Source organism: Nitriliruptor sp. (genome assembly GCF_040882075.1).
Lineage (GTDB): Bacteria > Actinomycetota > Nitriliruptoria > Nitriliruptorales > Nitriliruptoraceae > Nitriliruptor.
The window spans coordinates 1-19141 of the sequence record NZ_JBBEBZ010000136.1 but is presented as its reverse complement, the minus strand read 5'-3'; the positions used below and the strand labels follow the sequence as shown (position 1 = coordinate 19141).

General features: G+C 73.7%; 14 protein-coding genes. 9 read left to right on the top strand and 5 right to left on the bottom strand.

Annotated features, from left to right (window positions below):
• Positions 1 to 209, top strand: a 209-nt coding sequence (locus tag WEB03_RS08150; protein ID WP_368070452.1) for a hypothetical protein, incomplete at its 5' end; no start/stop codon positions are given.
• A gap of 19 nt (positions 210 to 228) precedes the next feature.
• Here the strand turns inward: WEB03_RS08150 and WEB03_RS08145 are convergent.
• The gene (locus WEB03_RS08145; RefSeq protein WP_368070451.1) at positions 229 to 1479 is read right to left on the bottom strand and encodes an alpha/beta fold hydrolase; all 1251 of its coding nucleotides are present in this window, start codon (positions 1477 to 1479) and stop codon (positions 229 to 231) included.
• A gap of 147 nt (positions 1480 to 1626) precedes the next feature.
• Here WEB03_RS08145 and WEB03_RS08140 point away from each other — a divergent pair, with 147 nt between their 5' ends.
• On the top strand, positions 1627 to 2547 hold the full coding sequence (locus WEB03_RS08140) for a haloalkane dehalogenase (protein WP_368070450.1): 921 nt from the start codon (positions 1627 to 1629) through the stop codon (positions 2545 to 2547).
• Between the two features lie 24 nt (positions 2548 to 2571).
• Here the strand turns inward: WEB03_RS08140 and WEB03_RS08135 are convergent, their stop codons facing one another.
• Together WEB03_RS08135 and WEB03_RS08130 are read right to left on the bottom strand one after the other, a co-directional pair.
• On the bottom strand, positions 2572 to 3672 hold the full coding sequence (locus WEB03_RS08135; protein WP_368070449.1) for a Fic family protein: 1101 nt from the start codon (positions 3670 to 3672) through the stop codon (positions 2572 to 2574).
• On the bottom strand, positions 3663 to 4517 hold the full coding sequence (locus WEB03_RS08130) for an HAD family hydrolase (protein WP_368070448.1): 855 nt from the start codon (positions 4515 to 4517) through the stop codon (positions 3663 to 3665). Before WEB03_RS08130 ends, WEB03_RS08135 begins: the two co-directional genes overlap by 10 nt.
• Positions 4518 to 5007: 490 nt before the next feature.
• On the opposite strand from WEB03_RS08130, the gene WEB03_RS08125 reads away from it, so the two are divergent.
• The gene (locus WEB03_RS08125) at positions 5008 to 5604 is read left to right on the top strand and encodes a M48 family metallopeptidase (RefSeq protein WP_368070447.1); all 597 of its coding nucleotides are present in this window, start codon (positions 5008 to 5010) and stop codon (positions 5602 to 5604) included.
• Positions 5605 to 5643: 39 nt separating this feature from the next.
• Here the strand turns inward: WEB03_RS08125 and WEB03_RS08120 are convergent, their stop codons facing one another.
• Positions 5644 to 7266, bottom strand: coding sequence for a zinc-dependent metalloprotease (locus WEB03_RS08120; protein WP_368070446.1), 1623 nt, complete (start codon positions 7264 to 7266; stop codon positions 5644 to 5646).
• 194 nt (positions 7267 to 7460) lie between these two features.
• Here WEB03_RS08120 and WEB03_RS08115 point away from each other — a divergent pair, with 194 nt between their 5' ends.
• From WEB03_RS08115 to WEB03_RS08090, 6 genes are all read left to right on the top strand, one after another.
• Positions 7461 to 8549, top strand: a complete 1089-nt coding sequence (locus WEB03_RS08115) for an NAD-dependent epimerase/dehydratase family protein (RefSeq protein WP_368070445.1) — start codon at positions 7461 to 7463, stop codon at positions 8547 to 8549.
• Positions 8550 to 8666: 117 nt separating this feature from the next.
• The gene (locus WEB03_RS08110; protein ID WP_368070444.1) at positions 8667 to 10094 is read left to right on the top strand and encodes a S8 family serine peptidase; all 1428 of its coding nucleotides are present in this window, start codon (positions 8667 to 8669) and stop codon (positions 10092 to 10094) included.
• 121 nt (positions 10095 to 10215) lie between these two features.
• Positions 10216 to 11316: a PDZ domain-containing protein gene (locus WEB03_RS08105; protein WP_368070443.1), complete on the top strand. Its 1101-nt coding sequence runs from the start codon at positions 10216 to 10218 to the stop codon at positions 11314 to 11316.
• 142 nt (positions 11317 to 11458) lie between these two features.
• Positions 11459 to 14185: a PAS domain-containing sensor histidine kinase gene (locus WEB03_RS08100; RefSeq protein WP_368070442.1), complete on the top strand. Its 2727-nt coding sequence runs from the start codon at positions 11459 to 11461 to the stop codon at positions 14183 to 14185.
• The gene (locus WEB03_RS08095; protein WP_368070441.1) at positions 14182 to 15585 is read left to right on the top strand and encodes a hypothetical protein; all 1404 of its coding nucleotides are present in this window, start codon (positions 14182 to 14184) and stop codon (positions 15583 to 15585) included. Before WEB03_RS08100 ends, WEB03_RS08095 begins: the two co-directional genes overlap by 4 nt.
• Before the next feature lie 176 nt (positions 15586 to 15761).
• The gene (locus WEB03_RS08090) at positions 15762 to 18692 is read left to right on the top strand and encodes a UPF0182 family protein (RefSeq protein ID WP_368070440.1); all 2931 of its coding nucleotides are present in this window, start codon (positions 15762 to 15764) and stop codon (positions 18690 to 18692) included.
• A 96-nt stretch (positions 18693 to 18788) separates the two neighbouring features.
• Here the strand turns inward: WEB03_RS08090 and WEB03_RS08085 are convergent, their stop codons facing one another.
• Positions 18789 to 18920, bottom strand: coding sequence for a hypothetical protein (locus WEB03_RS08085; RefSeq protein WP_368070439.1), 132 nt, complete (start codon positions 18918 to 18920; stop codon positions 18789 to 18791).
• Positions 18921 to 19141: the final 221 nt, after the last annotated feature.

Here is a 19141-nt window from a genome sequence, read left to right as displayed (position 1 = left end):
ATCACCTCGGCGACGCCCTGCCCAAGCTCCGCGGCCTCGCTGACTACGCCGACCGCCACGGCGGTCACTACCAGCGGGTCGAGGCGGTCTCGATGGTCGGCGCGGCCTACCGGGTCCTCGACCTCACCGAACCGTCGGTACGGGCCGCCGTGGCCGCCGCGACGGACGTCACCACCCTCTTCGAGAGCGACCACGGCACCGACTACTGACGAGCGGACAGCGCGAGGATCAGCGTCCGGCTTCGATGCGGTCGAGCCAGGCGAGGACGCGGTCGTTGACCCGGTCGGGGTGCTCGAACTGCGGCACGTGCCCGCAGTCCTCCCACATCTCGACCTTCGCGGCCGGCAGGCTCGTGCGGACGCGGTCGGCGTAGCGGTGGTGCACCAGGCGGTCGTGCCGTCCGAAGATCCAGTAGGTCGGCACGCCGCAGGCCGCCAGCTTCTCCCAGTAGGAGTTGCGTCCCCGGCCCTTCTCCATGCCGAGGTTGCGGGCACAGGTCGCGAAGGCCAGCCGGTACCCCGGCTCGCGCAGCGACAGCATGACGTCGGTCGCCGCGGCCTGGAAGTTGGCCTCGGGGAGCCGGGACGGGTCGTGGAACAGGTGGCGTAGCCCCGCCTCGATCCAGGCGCGGCGGGCTCGAAGGGGTGCGACCGCGAGGTACTGCGGTCGAGAGACCCGCAGGAGCGGGGCGATGCGGCGGTACTCGTCGAACGCGACCGCCGACCCGAGCCCGACCACGCTGCGCACCGACCCGGGGTGGCGGAGACCCAGCTCGGTGGCGATCCGGCCGCCCATGGAGTTGCCCACGATGTGCGCCGAACGGATGCCGTTGCGGATCAGGTAGCCGTGCACCGCGTCGGCCATCCACGCCATCGTGTAGCGGCGTCCCGCCGGGAGCGGCTTGCTCGACTTGCCGAAGCCGGGCAGGTCGAGCGCGTGGACCTCGAAGCGGTCGCCGCCGAGCCCGTCGAGGGTCGGTAGGAACGACACCTTGCTGGCGCCGAGCCCGTGCAGGAGCAGGACCGGCGTGCCCGTCCCGGCCACGATCGACTCGAGCTCGATACCGCGGACGTTGGTCCGCCGGGTGCGCAGGACGCGGGTGGCGCCGGGCGCCGGCCGGAAGAGGGTCTCGAAGCGGGCGGCGAGGTTGAGGTCCCCCTCGATGTTCAGCCGCCCGGCGAGGAAGGCGGCGATGCCGTCGACGCGGCCACCGACGAGGTCGAGCCAGGTGGCCGGGTCGGTCGCGAGCCGAGCGTCGGGGTCGGGGGCGAGCCCCGGGGAGACGAAGCAGCGCGCATCGCGGACCGCCACGGTGGTCGGGCCTCGGCCGGCGACGTCGATCACGAAGGTGGCAGCGAGGTCGCCCGCCTCCTGCGCATCGAACCGCTCGGCCAGTCGCAGGAACGAGGATCGGACCTCCTCGAGGGGGTCATCCACCACGTGGAGTCGCCGGATGGAACCCGAACCGGTGCTCGTCAAGATCGCTCCTCTCCCACGGCGGAGCGTAGGCCACGAGTGGTCGTGGAACGGTGGACCTCCGGCTCTCGGGCGGGCGCCGCGGGAGATCCACGGTCCGGGCGACCCCGTCGGGCAGGATGGGCGACCCCCTGCACGAGAAGAGCTGACGTGGTCGACGTACGGCGCCGCGACGAGGACCGGTTCGTGGACCTCCCCGGCTGGGAGCACGAGCCCGCCAGGACCGAGGTCGAGGTCGAGGGGACCTCGTTCGGGCTCGCTCACGTCGAGGTCGGACCGGGGGAGGGTCACCCGGTCGTCCTCCTCCACGGCGAGCCGACCTGGGGCTACCTCTACCGCACGGTCCTCCCGGGCCTCGCGGCGGCGGGACTGCGCGCTATCGCACCGGACCACGTCGGCTTCGGGCGCTCCGACGTGCCGCTCGACCAGGGGTGGTTCACCTACGACCGGGTGGTGGCCTCGTTCGGGGCTCACCTCGACGCCATCGTCGGCGACGAACCGGTCACCCTCGTGGTGCACGACTGGGGTGGGCCCATCGGGCTGCGGTGGGCGGTCGAGCACCCGGAGCGGATCGCACGGCTGGTGGTGCTCGACACCGCCCTCTACGCGCCCGGCGGTACGCCGACCGAGGCGTGGACGGCGTTCCGGCGGCTGGTCGAAGGGGCCGACGAGCTCCCCATCGGGTGGCTGGTCGCCGGCGGCACCGTGACCGAGCTGCCCGCGGAGGTGCGTGCCGCGTACGACGCGCCGTTCCCCGACGCCGCGTCGCAGGCCGGGGCCAAGGCCCTGCCGCTCCTGGTCCCCACCTCGGATGACGATCCGGCTGCGGACGCGATGTGGAGGACGCTGCAGGCGTTGCGCGGCTGGGACCACCCGACCCTCATCGTGTGGGGTGGGGACGACCGCATCCTGCCGCCCAAGGTCGGCGAGCGTTGGGCACGCGACGTGCCGGGCTGCACCGGCCTGCACGTCCTGCCCGGCGCCGGTCACTTCCTGCAGGAGGACGCGGGACCGCGCATCGCCGAGCTCATCGTCGAACACGTCCGGAGCACCGCGCCCGGCGCTCCCTGACGTCCGACCCCGTCGGCGTGCCGTTCAGCCTGCGACGGCGAACCGCAGCCCTCGGCTCCCGGGCACCCGGTCGATCCGGCCCGCGTCGAGCAACGTCCGCCGATCTGCCCGGAGCTCGGTGTCGTCGAGCCCGGTCTCGTCACGGTGGTCGACCACCGTGAAGGACCCCGGTGGACGACCGGCGACGAAGACCTCCGCCCGCTCCGGCACGTCGACGTCGAGGACGCCGAGGTCGCGGGCGGCACGACGCAGCCCCGCGGTGACCGCCTCGCCCCACCGTTCCAGCCAGACGGTCGGTTCCCGTCGGCGCAGCGTGCGGGCGACCTCGTCGTGGTAGCCGAGCCGGTCCTCGTCGAGCGCGAGCTCCGGGGCCGCCAAGCCGTCCGGATCCAGCCCGCGAGCGCGCAGCACGAGCCGTGCCGCTGCCCGAGCCAAGCGGCCGTTGGCCGCGTCGAAGGGGTGGATGCGCAGCAGGTCGAGGTGGACGAGCCCCGAGGTGATGAGGCCGTGGTCGTCGCCGGCCGCCACCACCCGATCGGCGAAGCTGGCGAGCTCCGTGGCGATGCGGTCGGGCTCCACCGTGAAGTACAGGATCCGCCCGACCGAGGCGTCGTGGACGGCCTGCTCCGACCGACGGAGCTGCCCGATACGGCTGGGCGCCACGAGGTCGCGGGTCAGCAGGCCGTGCAGTTCCGCCAACGCGGGGATCGGGTCGCGCAGGAGGGCGAGCCCGAGCTCATCAGCGGCCGATGCACGTGCGACACCGTCGAACTCGAGCGCCGTCACCGCGGCGTCGTGCGCCGCAGCGTCGGGGTCTTGCCGGTCGGGACCGTCGAAGCTGCGCATCGCGTCGAACCAGGTCCCGCTGCGGGTCGGCTCCGCCTCGGCCACGACCGCGGCGGTCGCCCTGGCCTCGGCGATCGCGTCCGGAGCCGGGACGTGGTCGATCGGGGAACCGTCGAGCCGCAGCGAGGCGAGGTCCGCCTCGGCCCGGCGCGTGAGGGCGAGGGCACGGCGAGCCTCCCCTGGTGCCGCAGCGCACCGTTCGACCAGCCGGTCCGCATCGCGCAGGAGCTCGCGCAGGTACGGCGCCGCGTCGGGCGCGACCGACGAGATCAGCGCCACGGTCGCAGCAGCCGGCCGCGTTCTGCCTCGACCCCGATGCGGCCGTGGCGACGTCCGAACAGGTAGGTGGCGGCCGCCAGCCCGGCCGCGCCGGCCGACGCGGTCGAGATCTTGACCACCTGCTTGGTCTTGCGCGAGAAGATGACCATCGGCCAGCCGCGCTGGTGGGCGACGGTCTCGAGCGGTCGATCGGGGTTCACCGCGACGGGGTGACCGACCATCTCCATCATCGGTAGGTCCGACGCGGAGTCCGAGTACGAGTACGACAGCCGCAGGTCGTAGCCGTGCTCGTCCGCGACGGACTGGATGGCTTCGCGCTTGCCCTCGCCGTACACGAACGGCCCGTCGAGCCGGCCGGTGTAGCGCCCGTCGAGGACCTCGGAGCGCGTCGCGATCCCCCCGGTCATGCCGAGCGCCTTCGCGAGCGGATCGACGAGCTCGATCGGGGAGGCCGACACGATCCAGGTGTCGCGGCCGGCCTCGTGGTGCATCTCGATCAGGCCCCGCGACTCCGGTCGCACCTTCTCGAGGATGTGGGGGATGACCTGCTCGTTGAGGGCCAGCAGCTCGTCCTGCATCGCGCCCTCGACGGCGTGCAGGATGCGGTCGCGGACCGCCTCCGAGCGCTCGTCGGTGGCACCGACCAGTTTGAACGTCAACGCGTTGACGCCGTCGGAGAGCAGCTCACCGGTGGGGATGAGCTTGTTCCGCCACGCGGCGAGGCCGAACGAGAACGCCGACGAGCCGCTGATGAGCGTGCGGTCGAGATCGAAGAAGGCCGCGGCGTTGGCGACGCCATCGGTCGGAGCGGCGCTGCTGGTCGGATCGGCGGGGTGGTCGGCCATCGACGGCTCCGGGTTCGGGTAGGCGGCCGTGAGGGTAGTGCCGTGCGCGCCGGTCCCTCCGGGCCCACCGGACACGCGGAAGTCCCCAGCGCCGGTGCCAGCCTGGGCGCCCCCTTCCCCGTGGGGCGCCACGACCGGTCCGCCGCTGGGGACCTCGTGTCTGCCACGCTACGGCTGGCTGCCGGGTCCGTCGAACCGGTCCTCCCCAGGGCCTGTGGACGACGGTGGGTTCACCTGTGGACGAGGTGTGGATGCCGTGGGGACGGCCACGCCCGAGCAGGAGCGCGCTCGTGACCTGTCCCGCCGTCACCGCAGGTCGGACGCGCTCTCCGGGGTCCCGTGCGTCCACAGCGCTTCCACACCCTGTGGAGAGCGCCGATCCGAGCCGGCCGCTCGGGTTCGCGCGAGAACCGCACGGGGCCCGGCCGACCTCGGCGGCCGACCGGGGGACGTGCTACCCGGAGCACCCCCGGCCCCTCCGAGAGCGCCCGTGACCGCCGCCGCACCACCCGTCGAACGTCGCCCGGCGACGGCCACCACGCCCGCGCTCGAGATCCACCGCAGCCCCCGCCGGCGACGGTCGGCGTCGGCAGCGGCACGCGACCAGGTGGTGGTCGTCCGCCTGCCACTCGGCCTGCCGCGCGCCGAGGAGGAGCGGCTCATCGCCGGTCTGGTGGGCAAGGTCACCGGTGCCGCTCGGGCGGGCAGCCGCAACTCGGACGCCACCCTCGAGCGGCGCGCGGCCGTGCTCGCCGACCGCTACCTCGACGGGATCCGGGCCACGTCGGTGTCCTGGTCGTCGCGGATGCGGCGCCGCTACGGCTCGTGCACGCCGGCGGAGGGGACCATCCGTATCTCCCGCGAGCTCGCGACGGCGCCGAGCTACGTGCTCGACCACGTCCTGCTGCACGAGCTGGCGCACCTGGTCGTGCCCGGTCACGGGCCGGCCTTCCACGAGCTGCTCGACCGCCACCCGCAGACGCCCCGTGCGACGGGGTGGCTCGAGGGCTACGCGGCCGGTCGCCTGGCGGCCGGGACCACGGCCCCCGCTGAGGACGACCTCGTCGACGACGGCGCGATCGGCTGATGACCGCGGGCGGCCGCCCGCGGTCATCCCACGAGGCCGTCAGTCGGTGTCGGTGTCGGTGTCGTCGCCGATGTCGGTGTCGCCGATCGACCCGTCCTCCGCGGCGTCGCGGTCCGCGATGCGCTCGGCCGCCGAGCCCTCGTGGGGCGCGTCGCCGAGCCCCGCGAACAGGCTCGCGGGGTCGTCGGGCAGGTCGGTGTCGGACATCCGCAGGAGCCAGGCCGCGGGGTCGGCGAGCTCGGTGGTGTCCGGCAGGTTCTCGGGGTGCTCGAGCGCCTGCCGGAGCCCCTCGGGGCCGAGCGCGTCCTCGACGGCCACGATGAACCGTTCGCCGACGGTCTCGTCCTCGGGCTTGAGATCGAGCCCGAGCAGGGCCGCGAGCAGGTCCTCGCCGTCGCCCCGGGTGGCCCGGCGGCGGCGTTGTACCTCGGCGATGCGATCGAGGGACGGGACCCGCTCGTCGGCGACGCGTGCGACCTCGTGACGTGCCCAGGCCCCGATCAGGCAGACCACGCCCTGGAGACGTTCGAGGATGCGTCGCTGGTCCGCGGTCGGTTCGAGACGGAAGCTGCTGGCGCGCCCCATCGCCTCCTCGAGGGCTTCGGGGTCCTCCGGGTCGACGCCGGACATCAGCTCGCGCGTGACCTCCTCGAGCCGGGCGGCGTCGACCACCGTGCCGGAGGCGAAGCGGGCCACCAGCGACTGGACGTGCGCCTCGAGCCACGGGACGGCGTGGTACAGCCGGCGCATGGCTGCCTCGTGGAGGGCGAGCACGATCGCCACCTCGGTCGGGTCGAGGTCCCAGCCCTCGAACGCCTCGGCCACGTTGACGGCCAACACGTGTGCCGACGATCGAGGGGCGGTCGGGATGCCGAGGTCGTACTGCCCGAGCAGCGTGCGTGACAGCTGCCCGAGCACCTGGCCGGCCTGCAGACCCGACAGCATGGCGCCGAGCGGCCGGACGAGCTCGCCGGCGTCGCCGCCCGACAGCTGGTCGAGCACGCCCTGCAGCCCCGCGAGCTCGGACGGGAGCTGGAGCCCGTCGTCGCCGCCGAGCTGGTCGAACTGGTCGCGGGCGAGGTCGACCATGGCGGCGGTCGAGGCGCGTGCCACCGGGTCGACGAGGGGACGGAAGGCGGCCACCGCGACGTTGACCCACTCCTGGCGCGATCCGGTCACGAGCCGTCCGGCGTCGGGCGGTGCGGGCAGCGGCGAGGCATCGAGCCAGTGCTCGGCGAGCTGGAGCGCGTCGCGTGCCCGCGTGACCTCCTCGGGGGTCGGTTGGCGGTCGTCCTCGGCCGCCACCTGCAGGGCCACGCGGGTCGCCAGCGACCAGTCGACGGGACCCTCGACGTCGCCGGCGGGTCCGACGAACCCGAAGCCACCGGGGGCGCCGCCGCCGAACATCGCCGCGGCCTGCTTCCCGAGCGACTCGAGTCCACCCGGCCCGGCGAGCTGCTCGAACATCGCCCCGAGCTCGGGCGGCAGCTGGAGCCCGCCCTCACCGCCGAGACCGAGCTGCTCCAGCATCGCCCCGAGCTCGGGGGGTAGCTGCGGGCCCTCGCCGCCGCCGAGGCCGAGCTGTTCGAACATCGCGGCGAGCTCGGGGGGCAGCTGCGGGCCGTCTTCGTCGTCGCCGGGCAGGTCGGGGACGTCGGACACGTGGAGTCTCTCCGGGTCGGATACCGGCGAGGGTCCCACACCGCCGGGGGCGGCGCTGCGGCCCTGCGGCCGGCGGGCTGAGGTCGACCCTCGCGTTCGGATGGGGAGGGGCGCCGACGTACCATGGTCCACACCGACCACCTCGGAAGGGTGCGTGCGTGACGAACGAACGGGGACCGGGGGCCGGAGCGACGGTGGCCGTGACCGGCGCCGAGGGGCTCATCGGGCGTCGGCTCGTCGACCGGCTGGTCGGTGATCCCCGCGTGTCGCGCATCATCGCGCTGGACGTCGCCGAGCCGTCCGGGTCGCCGCGGCCGAAGGTCGAACGACGGCGAGCGGACGTCCGCGATCCCGCCATCGCGTCGGTCTTCCACGGTGTCGACGTGGTCGTCCACCTCGCGTTCGTGCTCGACCCCTCCCGCGACGAGGCGGCGATGCACGCGGTCAACGTCGGGGGGACACGCACCGTCCTGCAGGCAGCCCGGGACGCCGGGGTCCGCAAGGTCGTCTACGTCTCGTCCGCGACGGTGTACGGGGCCCACCCCGACAACCCGCTACCGATCACCGAGGACCGGCCGCTGCGGCCGAACACGCCGTTCAACTACGCCGAGCACAAGGCCGAGATCGAGCGGTGGCTGTGGCCGTGGGTGGAGCAGCAGCACGACATGGTCGTGACGGTCCTGCGCCCCTCGATCGTCGCGGGTCCGGGCGTGTCCAACTTCATCTCGCGCCAGCTCGACGCCCCGCGCTTCAACGCCATCCGGGGCCACAAACCCCCGATCCAGTTCGTGCACGTCGACGACGTCGCCTCGGCGCTGCAGCACACGATCCACCACGACCTCCCCGGGCCCTACAACGTGTCGTCCATCGGCTGGCTGTCCTTCGACGAGGTGACGGCGATCGCGGGCCGCAAGGTGCTCGAGGTCCCCGAGGAGCTCGCGTTCACGCTCGCCGACCGTCTCTGGAAGCTCGGCGTCGGTGAAGCACCCGCCGGCCAGGTGCCGTACCTGATGCACCCGTGGGTGGTGAGCGTCGACGCGCTCGTGGCCACCGGGTGGCGCCCCGAGCGGTCCAACCGGGACGCTCTGGCCGAGATGGCGGCCGAGCACGCTGACGAGCTCGTCCTCGGCCCCCTGCACACGCGCCGGAGTCGTGTCCGTGTGGTGGCAGCGGTGACCGTCGCGCTCGGTACCGGGGTGATCGCCGCCGTCGCCCACCGCCGCTTCTGGGGTCGCCGCCGCACCGCCGTCAGCTCCGCGACGAGCGACCACCGCACCGGCTGAGCTCCCTCGTCCGTCCAGCGCACCTCGAGGGGCGCGTCGCCGTCCGTCTCGTACCGGCGGGCCGTCGAGTTCGTTCCGTCTCCGGGTGGGCCGTAGCGCCCCCGAGGACGGGAGAGCGTGGGCGGGGGACGACGGGCGGAGCGGCGGTGGGGACCGGTCACGGTCGCCGCGGTCGTGCTGGTCGCGTTGTTCGGCGCGGGATCGGCCTGGGCCGCGTCCAACGACCCGTACCGCGACCAGCAGTGGGGGCTCGACCGGATCCGCGTCGACGAGGCCTGGACGTCCACGCGCGGCGACGGCGCCGTGGTCGCGATCGTCGACACGGGCATCTCGCTCAGCCACCCGGACCTGTTCGACCGCATCACCAAGCGTCCCGACGGGTCGGTGATCGGGATCGACCTCGTCGACGACGACCTCGACCCGAGCGACGAGCACGGACACGGCACGCTCGTGGCGGGGATCGTGGCTGCGGCTGCCGACAACGGCGTCGGGATCGCGGGGGTGGCCCCGGGGGCCAGGCTGCTGCCCGTCCGCGTCCTCGACGCCGACGGGTCGGGGGACAGCGAGACGGTCGGGCGCGGCGTCATCTGGGCGGTCGACAACGGCGCCGACGTGGTCAACGTCTCGCTCGAGTCGGTCGCGCCTGAGGCCGGGGAGCCCGCCGTCCCCGGCGTGCCGGACGCCGCGATCCGCTACGCGGCGGACCGCGGCGTGCTGGTCGTAGCCGCGGCCGGGAACCGTCCAGGCAGCGCGGCCGGCTACCCCGCGGACTCGCCGATCGTGCTCGTCGGAGCCAGCGACCGCGACGACCAGCGGGCATCGTTCTCGACCGTCGACCGGCGGGACGGTCTCGTGGCCCCGGGGGTCGCGATCACCAGCACCTGGTGCCGCCGGGTCGAACGCGGCTGTGATCCCGCGGCGTCGCCCTACGGCGTGGCGGAGGGCACGTCCTTCGCGGCGCCGCACGTCAGCGGCGCGGCCGCGTTGCTCTTCGCCCGCGGCTACGACGCCGTCGAGGTCCGCCAGCGGCTGCTCGACGGTGCGGTCGACCTGGGGCCGCCGGGTCCCGACCCCGAACACGGCGCGGGCCGCCTCGACGCCGCCGCCAGCCTGAACGCGGCGTCAGCGCGCACGACCTCGGCGCCCCGGCCCACGCCCGAGCCGACCCGAGAACCGGCACCCGTGGCGGCACCGCGCGCCCCGGCCGAGCCGGCCCCGGCGCCCACCACGCCGGCTCCTCCACACGAGGGCCCGGACGCGGAGGCCGCGATCACCGACGTCGTCGTGGCACCGGATGGCAGCCCCGGTGACGATGCCGCCGCCGATGAGGTGACCCCGGCGCCGGCGCTCGATGCCGCTCCCGTCGAGGTGCCCTCCGAGCCGTCACCGACGGTGCTGGTCCACGGGGACGCGGCGCCGGTGGCCGCCGGCGATCCGGCGGATCCGGGCGGCGTCGGAGCGCGGACCTCCCTGCAACTGCTCGCAGCGCTGCTGGTGATGACCGCCATGGCGTGCTGGTCCTCGGCCGCCCGGCGTGAGGTCTGACCGAGCTCGCGGGGTGGCGCGCTCGGTGCGCGCCCCACCGGCGCACCCCCGCACGCCGCCTCCCCGGGACCCGCTCCGGACGGCGCGCGGATCATCGGTCCCTCCGGCACGGGTGAGCGCGGTGCACCGTTGGTGGTCCCTCCTGCTGGCGCTCGTCGCCGTCACCATCGGCGTCGTCGCCGTCGCTGCTGCGGCTGTCGCCTCGGGCGAGGTCCCCTGCGGCATCGTGTCGACCCAGCCGGCCTGCGAGGTCGCGTTGGTACCGGGTCCGACCGAGGACACCATCGGTCTCGTCCGCATCGAGGGGGCGACGACCTTCCCCTCGACCGGTGAGTTGCTGCTGACGACCGTGGCGGTGCGCGACGGCCTGGACCTCGGGACCTGGTGGGAGGCGCGACGGTCCACGACGGTCGACACCGTCCCGCGCGAGACCATCTACCCGCCGGATCTCGACCCCACCGAGACGGCCGAGCAGAACGCCCTCCTGATGGAGGACAGCCAGATGACCGCGGCGCTGGCGGCGCTGAGCGTCGCGGGCTACGACGTCGACGGCGCCGCCACCGGGGCGGCCGTCGCCGCGATCGAATCCGACGCGGTCACCGACGCGCTGACCGTCGGTGACGTCATCACCGGTGTCGACGGGACCGAGGTCCGCGACGCCGCGTCCCTCGTCGATCAGGTGGTGGCCTCCTCGCCGGGGGACGAGGCCACGCTGCAGGTACGTGCCGAGGACGGGACCACCCGATCGGTCGACGTCACCTACGGACGCAACCCGGCGGACCGGACCCGGGCGTACATCGGGGTGCTCCTGCGTACCGAGCTCGACCTGCCGGTGGACATCTCCATCGATGCGGGCGTCATCGGTGGTCCCTCCGCAGGGCTGATGTTCGCGCTCGGCGTCCTCGACCTGCTCGGCGACGAGGACCTGACCGGTGGCGCGATCGTCGCGGGGACCGGCACCATCGACGTCGACGGACGTGTCGGTCCGGTCGGCGGGGTCCGCCAGAAGCTGGTCGGCGCCACCGACCGGGGCGGGGTGTCCGAGCCGGCCGCGGTCTTCCTGGTGCCGAGGGCCAACCTCGCCGAGGCGCGCCGCGCGCCGGTCGGCCGCGACCTGCTGCTGGTGCCGATCGACGATCTGAGCGGGGCCCTCGCCGCGCTCGACGCCCTGCGTGACGGCCGTGAGCCTGCCGAGGCCTTCGCCCTCCGCGCGGCGAGCTGACTAGTCACGACGGGTCATATCGGGGTCATCTGGGCGCTCGAGCCGCGTCCACCGCGTCCGAGCAGCGTTGGGAGCGGCGGAGCCGCTGCACCGGCTCCTAGCCTGACCGCACCCGGCGGCGGCGCGGACGAGGAGGGCAGGCGTGTCGATCCCGCTGCACCTCGCCGTCCACCTCGGTGGTGTCACCGTCGCTGCCGCGTTGGTCCTGTTGGTCCTCCTGTCACCGACCACGGCCACCACCGGGCGGTCCGATCCACGGTCGCTGCCCCTCACCTCGCGGGGGACCATCGCGCTCGGAGCCGGGCTGCTGCTCGTCTCGCACCTGGTGGTCGGCGCCCTGCTGGCCGAGGCCGAGGGGTGGCCGCTGCTGCTGCGGGCGGCCGGGTACGCGGCGCTGGCCGTCGGGTCGGCCGGCGGCCTGGTGGGCGGTCCGGTCCTCCGACACGGGCCGCGTGAGGGCGGCGCGATGGTGGTCGTCCCGGCCGTGCTGGCTGCCCTGAGCGTCCCCCCGCCGCTGACCGTCGCGGCTGGCCTCGCTGGCGTGGCTGCCTGCGTCGCGACCGCTCGTGGGGTGCTCGGCCGCGGTCGCCACATCGTCCTGCTCGCGACCGGGATCGCGCTGTGGGCGGCCGGCGATCTGCTCATCGGGAGCCGGCCGACGTTCGCGGCTGCGCTGTCGCTCGCAGGGTCGCTCGCCGCGGGTGTCTGGGTGCTCCGCCGGGCGACGCGGCGGTCGCTGGCGGGTCGGTTCACGGGCGCATCGCTCGCCACGCTGCTCGCGCTGGTGGTCGGGCTCGGTGCTGGCTCCGGCCTCGCGCTCGCCAGCGACGTCCAGGCCGAACAGCGTGACCGGCTCGCGGCGGTCGCGGCCGCCCAGGCCGGCGACCTCGTCGATCGCAGCGGCGCGGCGCTCGAGGCGACGGCCGCGGCGCTCGCAGGCCAGACGCTGGTCGAACCGCTCACCACCGGCGACGTCGAGCTCGCCGATCAGCGCATCGGCTCGATCACCGCGCTGCCGGACGTCGAGGTGGTCGTGCTCACCGACGCGGCGGGGGAGGTGGTGGCCAGCCGCGACGGCGGAGCACCGATGGCCCCGTCGGCGGCGCGGCTCGTGGCGGCGGCACCGGCGACCACGGTGGCGCTCGACGGTGGACTCAGCCGCGGCGTGGTCGACCTCGGCGATGGCACGCTCCTGGTGGTCGGCGCCAGCCCCGTCGCGCCGCTCGACGGCGGCGCTCCGCAGCTCGGCCGCCAGGTCGGCTCGCTCGTCCTCGGTCGGACGCTCACCTCCGAGCCGCTGATCGAGCGGCTGGGACAGGACACCGCCTCGGACGCGCTGATCGTGGTCGGCGGGCGGGTCGTCGCCAGCACGTTGCCCGATGCCGACGCTGCGGCGCTGGTCGGGGGCCTCGGTGCTGGCACCGTGGCCATCGATGGGGTCGAGCGGGTCGTGGCGTCGGCCGAGCTCGGCTCACCGGCTCGCGGTCAGCTCGTCCTGGCGCTGCCCGCGGACCGCGCCACCGATGCGTCGCGGACGGCGGCCCGCACCGCGTTCCTGCTCGCCGTGGTCGGTCTGCTCGTCGCTGGCGCGCTGATCACCGTGCTGGCGCGTCGCGCGACCGAACCGGTGTCCCGCCTGACCGCCGCGGCCGAGCGTGTCGCCGCCGGTGACCTGGCCACGCGGGTCGACGTCGAGGGGGAGGACGAGGTGGGTCGCCTCGCGGCGGCGTTCGACGGGATGACGGTCTCGCTCGAGGCTCGCGACCGGGACCTGCGCACGAGCCTCGCGGAGCAGGGCGCCCTCCGGGACCGGCTCGAGACCGTGACCGCCTCCATGGGCGAGGCCCTGCTGGCGACCGACGCGGCGGGCACGGTCACCACCGCCAACCCGGCGGCCGCGGACCTCCTCGGGGCGGGTGACGTCGACGAGCTGATCGGGCGACCGCTCCACGAGTCGCTCCGCGGCCGAGCGGACGCGGGAGGCGACCTGCTCGAGCTGCTGGATGGCGACGGGCAGCGGTCGGCCGTCACCACCTCGCTCCGCGGTGAGCTCACCGGATCGGGTCGCATCGTCGAGGCGTCCGCCGCACCGCTGACCGCCGCTGACGCCGACGCCGACGACGGGGCAGGTGACCAGGGCGGCCGTGTGTACGTCGTGCGCGACATCACCACCCGCGTCCTCGCCGACCGTGTCCGCACCGAGGTGATCGCCAACCTCTCCCACGAGCTCAAGACGCCGCTGACACCGATCAAGGCGTTCCTCGAGGTCCTCGCCGGTCGCGGTGGGATCGACGAGCGCTACCTGCCCATGCTCGAGCTCGCCCGCGACGGGCGGGCGCGGCTCGAGAGCACCATCACCGCGCTGGTGGACCTGGCGGAGCTGGAGGCGGGCGAGACGAGCGTCGACCTGCGAGCGCTCGACCCACGCGTCATCGCCGGCGACCTGATCGAACGCTGGCACGAACGGGCGCCATCGCGCACGCTGTCCCGGCGGGTGCGCCGCGGCACGCCGCCGGTCCTCGGCGACGCCGGCCTCGTCGCCCGCGTGCTCGACGCCCTGGTGGACAACGCCCTGAAGTTCTCGGAGGGACCTGTGCGCATCGTCGCCGAACCCGTCGGGGGCGAGGTCCACCTGCGCGTGCGTGACGGCGGGCCCGGCCTCCCGGTCGGACGCCGCGAGGAGATCTTCGAGCTGTTCGTGCAGGCGGACGGTTCCAGCACCCGTAGCGTCGGCGGGCTCGGTATCGGGTTGCCGACGGCGGGGCGCATCGCCGACCTCCTCGGCGGCCGCATCGAACTGGACGACGCACCAGGGGGCGGCACCGATGCGGTCCTGGTGCTCCCGGTGGCGCACGAGGATGCACCGTGAGCGCCCCCGTCCTCCCACCCGACGAACGCCTGGAAGACGCGTCCGTCGACGCGTCCGTCAGCGACCGACTCGACGGCCCAGTTGTCGTCGAGCCTCGGACGGGATCGCGGGCCGCGTCGATCGTGGCGCTGGTGGCCGTGATCGTCGCGGCGCTGACGTTGCCCGGCGGGGGCTCGCTGCCGAACGGGCGCTTCGGTGTCCTGGCATCCGGTCCGCTGGAGGTGCGTGACGGGTCCGGGTGGCAGGCGCTCGACGCCGGTGCCGCGATCGAGGAGGGGGCGTCGCTGCGCACCGTCGGCGACGTCGCGACCATCGAGGTCGATGGTGGACGGCTGGTGCTCGCTGCCGGCGCGCACGCCGCGGTCGCGGACGGGGTGCTCGACCTCGAACGTGGCAGCATCCTCCTCGACGGCCCCGCTGCAGCCCTCACCGCGACCGTCGATGGGGTGCGAGCCGAGGGGACCGGTCTCTGGCGCGTCGATGCCGGCCCGCGGCCCCGCGTGGGCACCTACCGGGCCGAGGTCAGCGTCGACGACGGCAGCACCGAGCTGGAGCTGCCCGCCTACCGGCAGGTGACCGTCCGCGACCGCACCGTGGCCGACGCCAACGTCCTGCCGCTGCGGTACCTCGCCACCGACCCGTTCGACCGCGTGCAGCTCGCCGACGCCATCCGGATCGACGAGATCGCGACGACGCTCGGCCGTTCCCTCGAGGGCACCTACGGGACCGAACCACGGTCACCGGCGTTCTACGGCGCCTTCCTCGGCGTCGATGAGGGTGTGCTCGACCAGCTCCCGACGCTCGCTCCGACGACCGGCGACGACGACCGGATCGGTCCGCCCGCGGAGGTCCTCGTGGGGGTGGTGGTGAGCGACGCGGTGGCTGCCGTCCGCGACGCCGCCGTGGCCGCCGTCATCCCCGACGTGGCGGGGCAGCGGGACGCGGGTGCCACCTGGGGCCTGATCCTGCAGGCGGCTGACGGCGGCCCGCAGGACCTCCAGGCAGCTGCCGACCGCGCGCTGACCGAGGCCGCCGACGCCCCTGCCGACGTGCTCGCTCCGCCCCCGGCTACGGCGCCGGGCACCCCGGCTGCGCCGGCACCCGCTGGGACCCCGGTCCCGACCGGTGGTGGTGGTGGTGGTGGTGGCAGCGGCAGCGGAGGAGGAGGGGGAGGCGGCACGGGCGGCTCGCCGTCGCCTGGTTCGCCGCCACCCGCCCCGTCGCCCTCGCCCCCACCGTCGCCGAGCGGTCCCCTCGCGCCCGTCGACGACGCCGTGCGCGACCTCGGTGGTGCCGTCGGCGGCACCACCGAGGAGCTCAACGACACCGTCGGTGACGTGGTCGGCGGCGTCGATGAACTGCTGGCTCCGACGCTCGGCGGTCTGCTCGGCGGCGGGTGACCGCGACGCACGGTCGCGTCGAGGCGACGCACGTCGCGCCGGACCGACCCGCGGACCCGGGTAGCCTCCCGGTCCGACCCCGCCGACGCGTCCACCGCACCGCTGCGCTCCGCGCATCCGTGCGCCGACGGGTGCCGAACCGGGGACCGACCGAAACCACCGGAAGGGTCCCACCCGTGGGCGATCTCGTCCGCCGCCGCCTCGGCACCGTCATCGTGTTGGCCGTCGTGCTCATGCTGTTCTCGGCCAACCGCGTCGCGGTGCTCACCACCGACTACTGGTGGTTCCGAGCCCGTGAGTACCCCGAGATCTTCACCAGCATCCTCGGGACGCGTGTCCTGATCGGGGTGGGGTTCGGTGCGGCCCTGGCGATCGTCATCGCGGCGAACCTGCTGATCGCGAGGCGTGTGCGGCCGTTCTTCGTGCCCTCCTCGCCGCAGCAGGCGCAGGTGCAGCGCTACCGCGAGATGGCCGACCCCTACCTGCCGTGGCTCATCGGCGCCGTCGCCGTCCTCTTCGGGCTCACGTCCGGGTTGGCGGTCAGCGCCAACTGGGAGACCTTCCTGCTGTTCCGTAACGCCGTCGAAGTCGGCGCCGCGGATCCGACCTTCGACGTGGACATCGGCTTCTACCTCTTCGAGTTGCCCTTCTGGACCTTCGTGCAGACCTGGCTGTTCACCTCGATGGTCCTGACCACGATGCTCACCGCCGGTGCGCACTACCTGCTCGGTTCCATCCGGCCGGAGGCCGAGGACAAGGTCATGCCGGCGGCGCGGACCCACCTCGCCATCCTGATCGTCGCCCTGCTCGCCATCCGCGGCTGGGGGTACTGGCTCGACCGGTACGCGCTGAACTACTCCCAGCGCGGCACGGTCACCGGCGCCTCGTACACCGACGTCACCGCCGAACTGCCGGCCCTCTACCTGCTGATCTTCACCACCGTCATCGCGATCGTCCTGGTGGTGCTCGCGATCCGGCGGCGAGGGTTCCTACTGCCCGGTGCCGCGATCGCGTTGCTGGTCGTGGCCTCGATCGTGCTGCAGGGGGCCTACCCGGCGGCCATCCAGCGCCTCCAGGTCGACCCGCAGGAGCTCTCGCGCGAGGAGCCGTACATCGCCGAGAACCTGGCGGCGACCCGGGCGGCCTTCGGGCTCGGCGACGTCGAGTTCCAGCCGTTCTCGATCGGCAACGAACTCACCGAGGACGACGTCATCGAGAACGACGTCACGCTGCGCAACATCCGGCTGTGGGACCCGAACGTCCTCGAGACCACCTACCAGCAGCTGCAGGCGCTCCGGCCCTACTACCAGTTCAACAACGTGTCGGTGGACCGCTACCAGATCGACGGCGAGCTCCGTCAGGTCATGATCGCCACGCGTGAGCTGTCGCAGCTGCCCGAGCAGACCGACACCTGGCAGAACCGCCACATCACCTACACCCACGGTTACGGCGTGGTGGCCTCGCAGGTCAACACCGCCAACAGCCAGGGGCAGCCGGTCTTCATCGCCTCGAACATCCCGCCGTCGGGGTCCGACGAGGTCGTGCCCGACGACGAGCCCGGCGTCTACTTCGGCGAGCTCAGCTCGCCGGTCTACTCGCTGGTCCGCACCGCAGCGGCCGAGCTCGACTACGAGGAGGCCGAGGGTGAGGAGCAGGTGCTCACCGAGTACGAGGGGCTCGGTGGCGTCGAGATCGGCAACCTCGCCCGGCGGGTCGCGTTCGCGCTCCGGTTCGCGGACTACAACCTGGTGCTGACCAACCTCATCGAGGATGACTCCCGGATCATCTTCCACCGCAGCGTGCGCGAGCGGGTCGGGCAGATCGCCCCGTTCCTCGAGCTCGATGCCCAGCCCTACCCCGCGGTCGATCGCGACGGTCGGCTGCAGTGGATCCTCGACGCCTACACGACCTCGAACGCCTACCCGTACTCCGAGCGGCGGGACCTGCAGATCGGCAACCGGCAGATCCCCGTGAACTACGTGCGCAACAGCGTCAAGGTCGTCGTCGACGCCTACGACGGCGACGTGTCGTTCTACCGGGTCGAGGAGGACGATCCGATCCTCGACGCCTGGGAGCAGGCCTTCCCCGGGTTGATCAGCGACGCGTCCGAGGCACCTGCCGGCATCGCCGACAACTTCCGCTACCCCCAGGATCTGTTCCGCCTGCAGGCCGAGCTGTACACGACCTACCACATCCCCGAGGTCGACGCGTTCTACAACCGCGCCGACGCCTGGTCGATCCCGTTCGACCCGGCGGCGGCCGCCAACGAGACCGGTGGGCAGGACCTGGCGAACGCCACCCGCCGACCGTTCGAGCCGTACTACCTGCTGATGCGCCTGCCGGGCGAGGCCGAGGAGGAGTTCGTCCTCATCCAGCCCTACCTCGCGCAGGGCCGCGACAACATGGTCGCGTGGCTGGCCGGACGTGGTGACGGGGAGAACCTCAACCAGCTGTTCGCGGTCCGGTTCCCGACCAACCAGCTCGTGCTCGGCCCGGCGCAGGCGCAGGCCCGCATCGAGCAGGACGACCTGATCTCCGAGTACATCACGCTGCGTCAGCGCGCCGGGACGCGGGTCATCCGAGGCAACCTGCAGGTGCTGCCGATCGCGGACTCGATCCTCTACGTCGAGCCGTTGTTCCTCGAGGCCGACAACGCCGAGATCCCCGAGCTCGCCCGCGTCGCGCTGGTCCTCGGCGAGCAGACCGCGTTCGACCGGACCTTCGCCGGGGCGCTCGGCCAGCTGCTCGGGATCGAGGTGCCGGACTCCATCGTCGACGCCGAGGAGGGACCGATCTCGGTCGAGGACCCGACCAGCGACGACGACACGCCGGCCGATCCGGACGATCCGGACGACACACCGACCGGTCCAGCCGAGGGCACCTCGCGCGAGCTGCTCGAGCAAGCCCTCGCGGCCTTCGCGCGCGCCGAGGTGGCGCTGCGGGACGGCAACCTCGGGACCTACCAGCGCGAGGTCGCCCGGGCGCAGTCGCTGCTCGAGCAGGCGGCCGAGCTCGAAGGTGTCAGCTCGGTCGAGGAGCTCGCCGAGGAGACCAACGGCGCTGACACCGATGGGGCCGACGCTGCGGGCGACGACACCGACGGCTGAGCGTGGACCGCGGGAGACGTGGAGAGGCCCCCGCCCGGCGGGGGCCTCTCCACGTGGTCGGCGTCGCGGGCCGGATGCGGTGGCGGACGCGGGCGGCTACTCGTCGAGCTCGTCGACGTTGATCTCGGCACCGTCCTCGTCGATCGAGGCCTCGCAGGCGACGGCACCCACGGCGAGGAGGCCGAACGAGGAGATAGCGGCGACGAGACGTCGGGTGCGGTGCTTCACGTTGGAGCCTTCCGGTCGGGGACGGCCGCCAGTCTGCGCGACCGTCCGTGTCGGCGGCAGGGACGAACGGGCGGAGGGCTCCTGGGGCCCGGGCGACCCGTCCGTTGGCCGCGCGCGGGTCCGACGCTCGTTTCGCGTCTCCGCGCGACGGTCGGTACGGTGCGCACATCGGCGCGGGGTGGAGCAGTTCGGTCAGCTCGCCGGGCTCATAACCCGGAGGT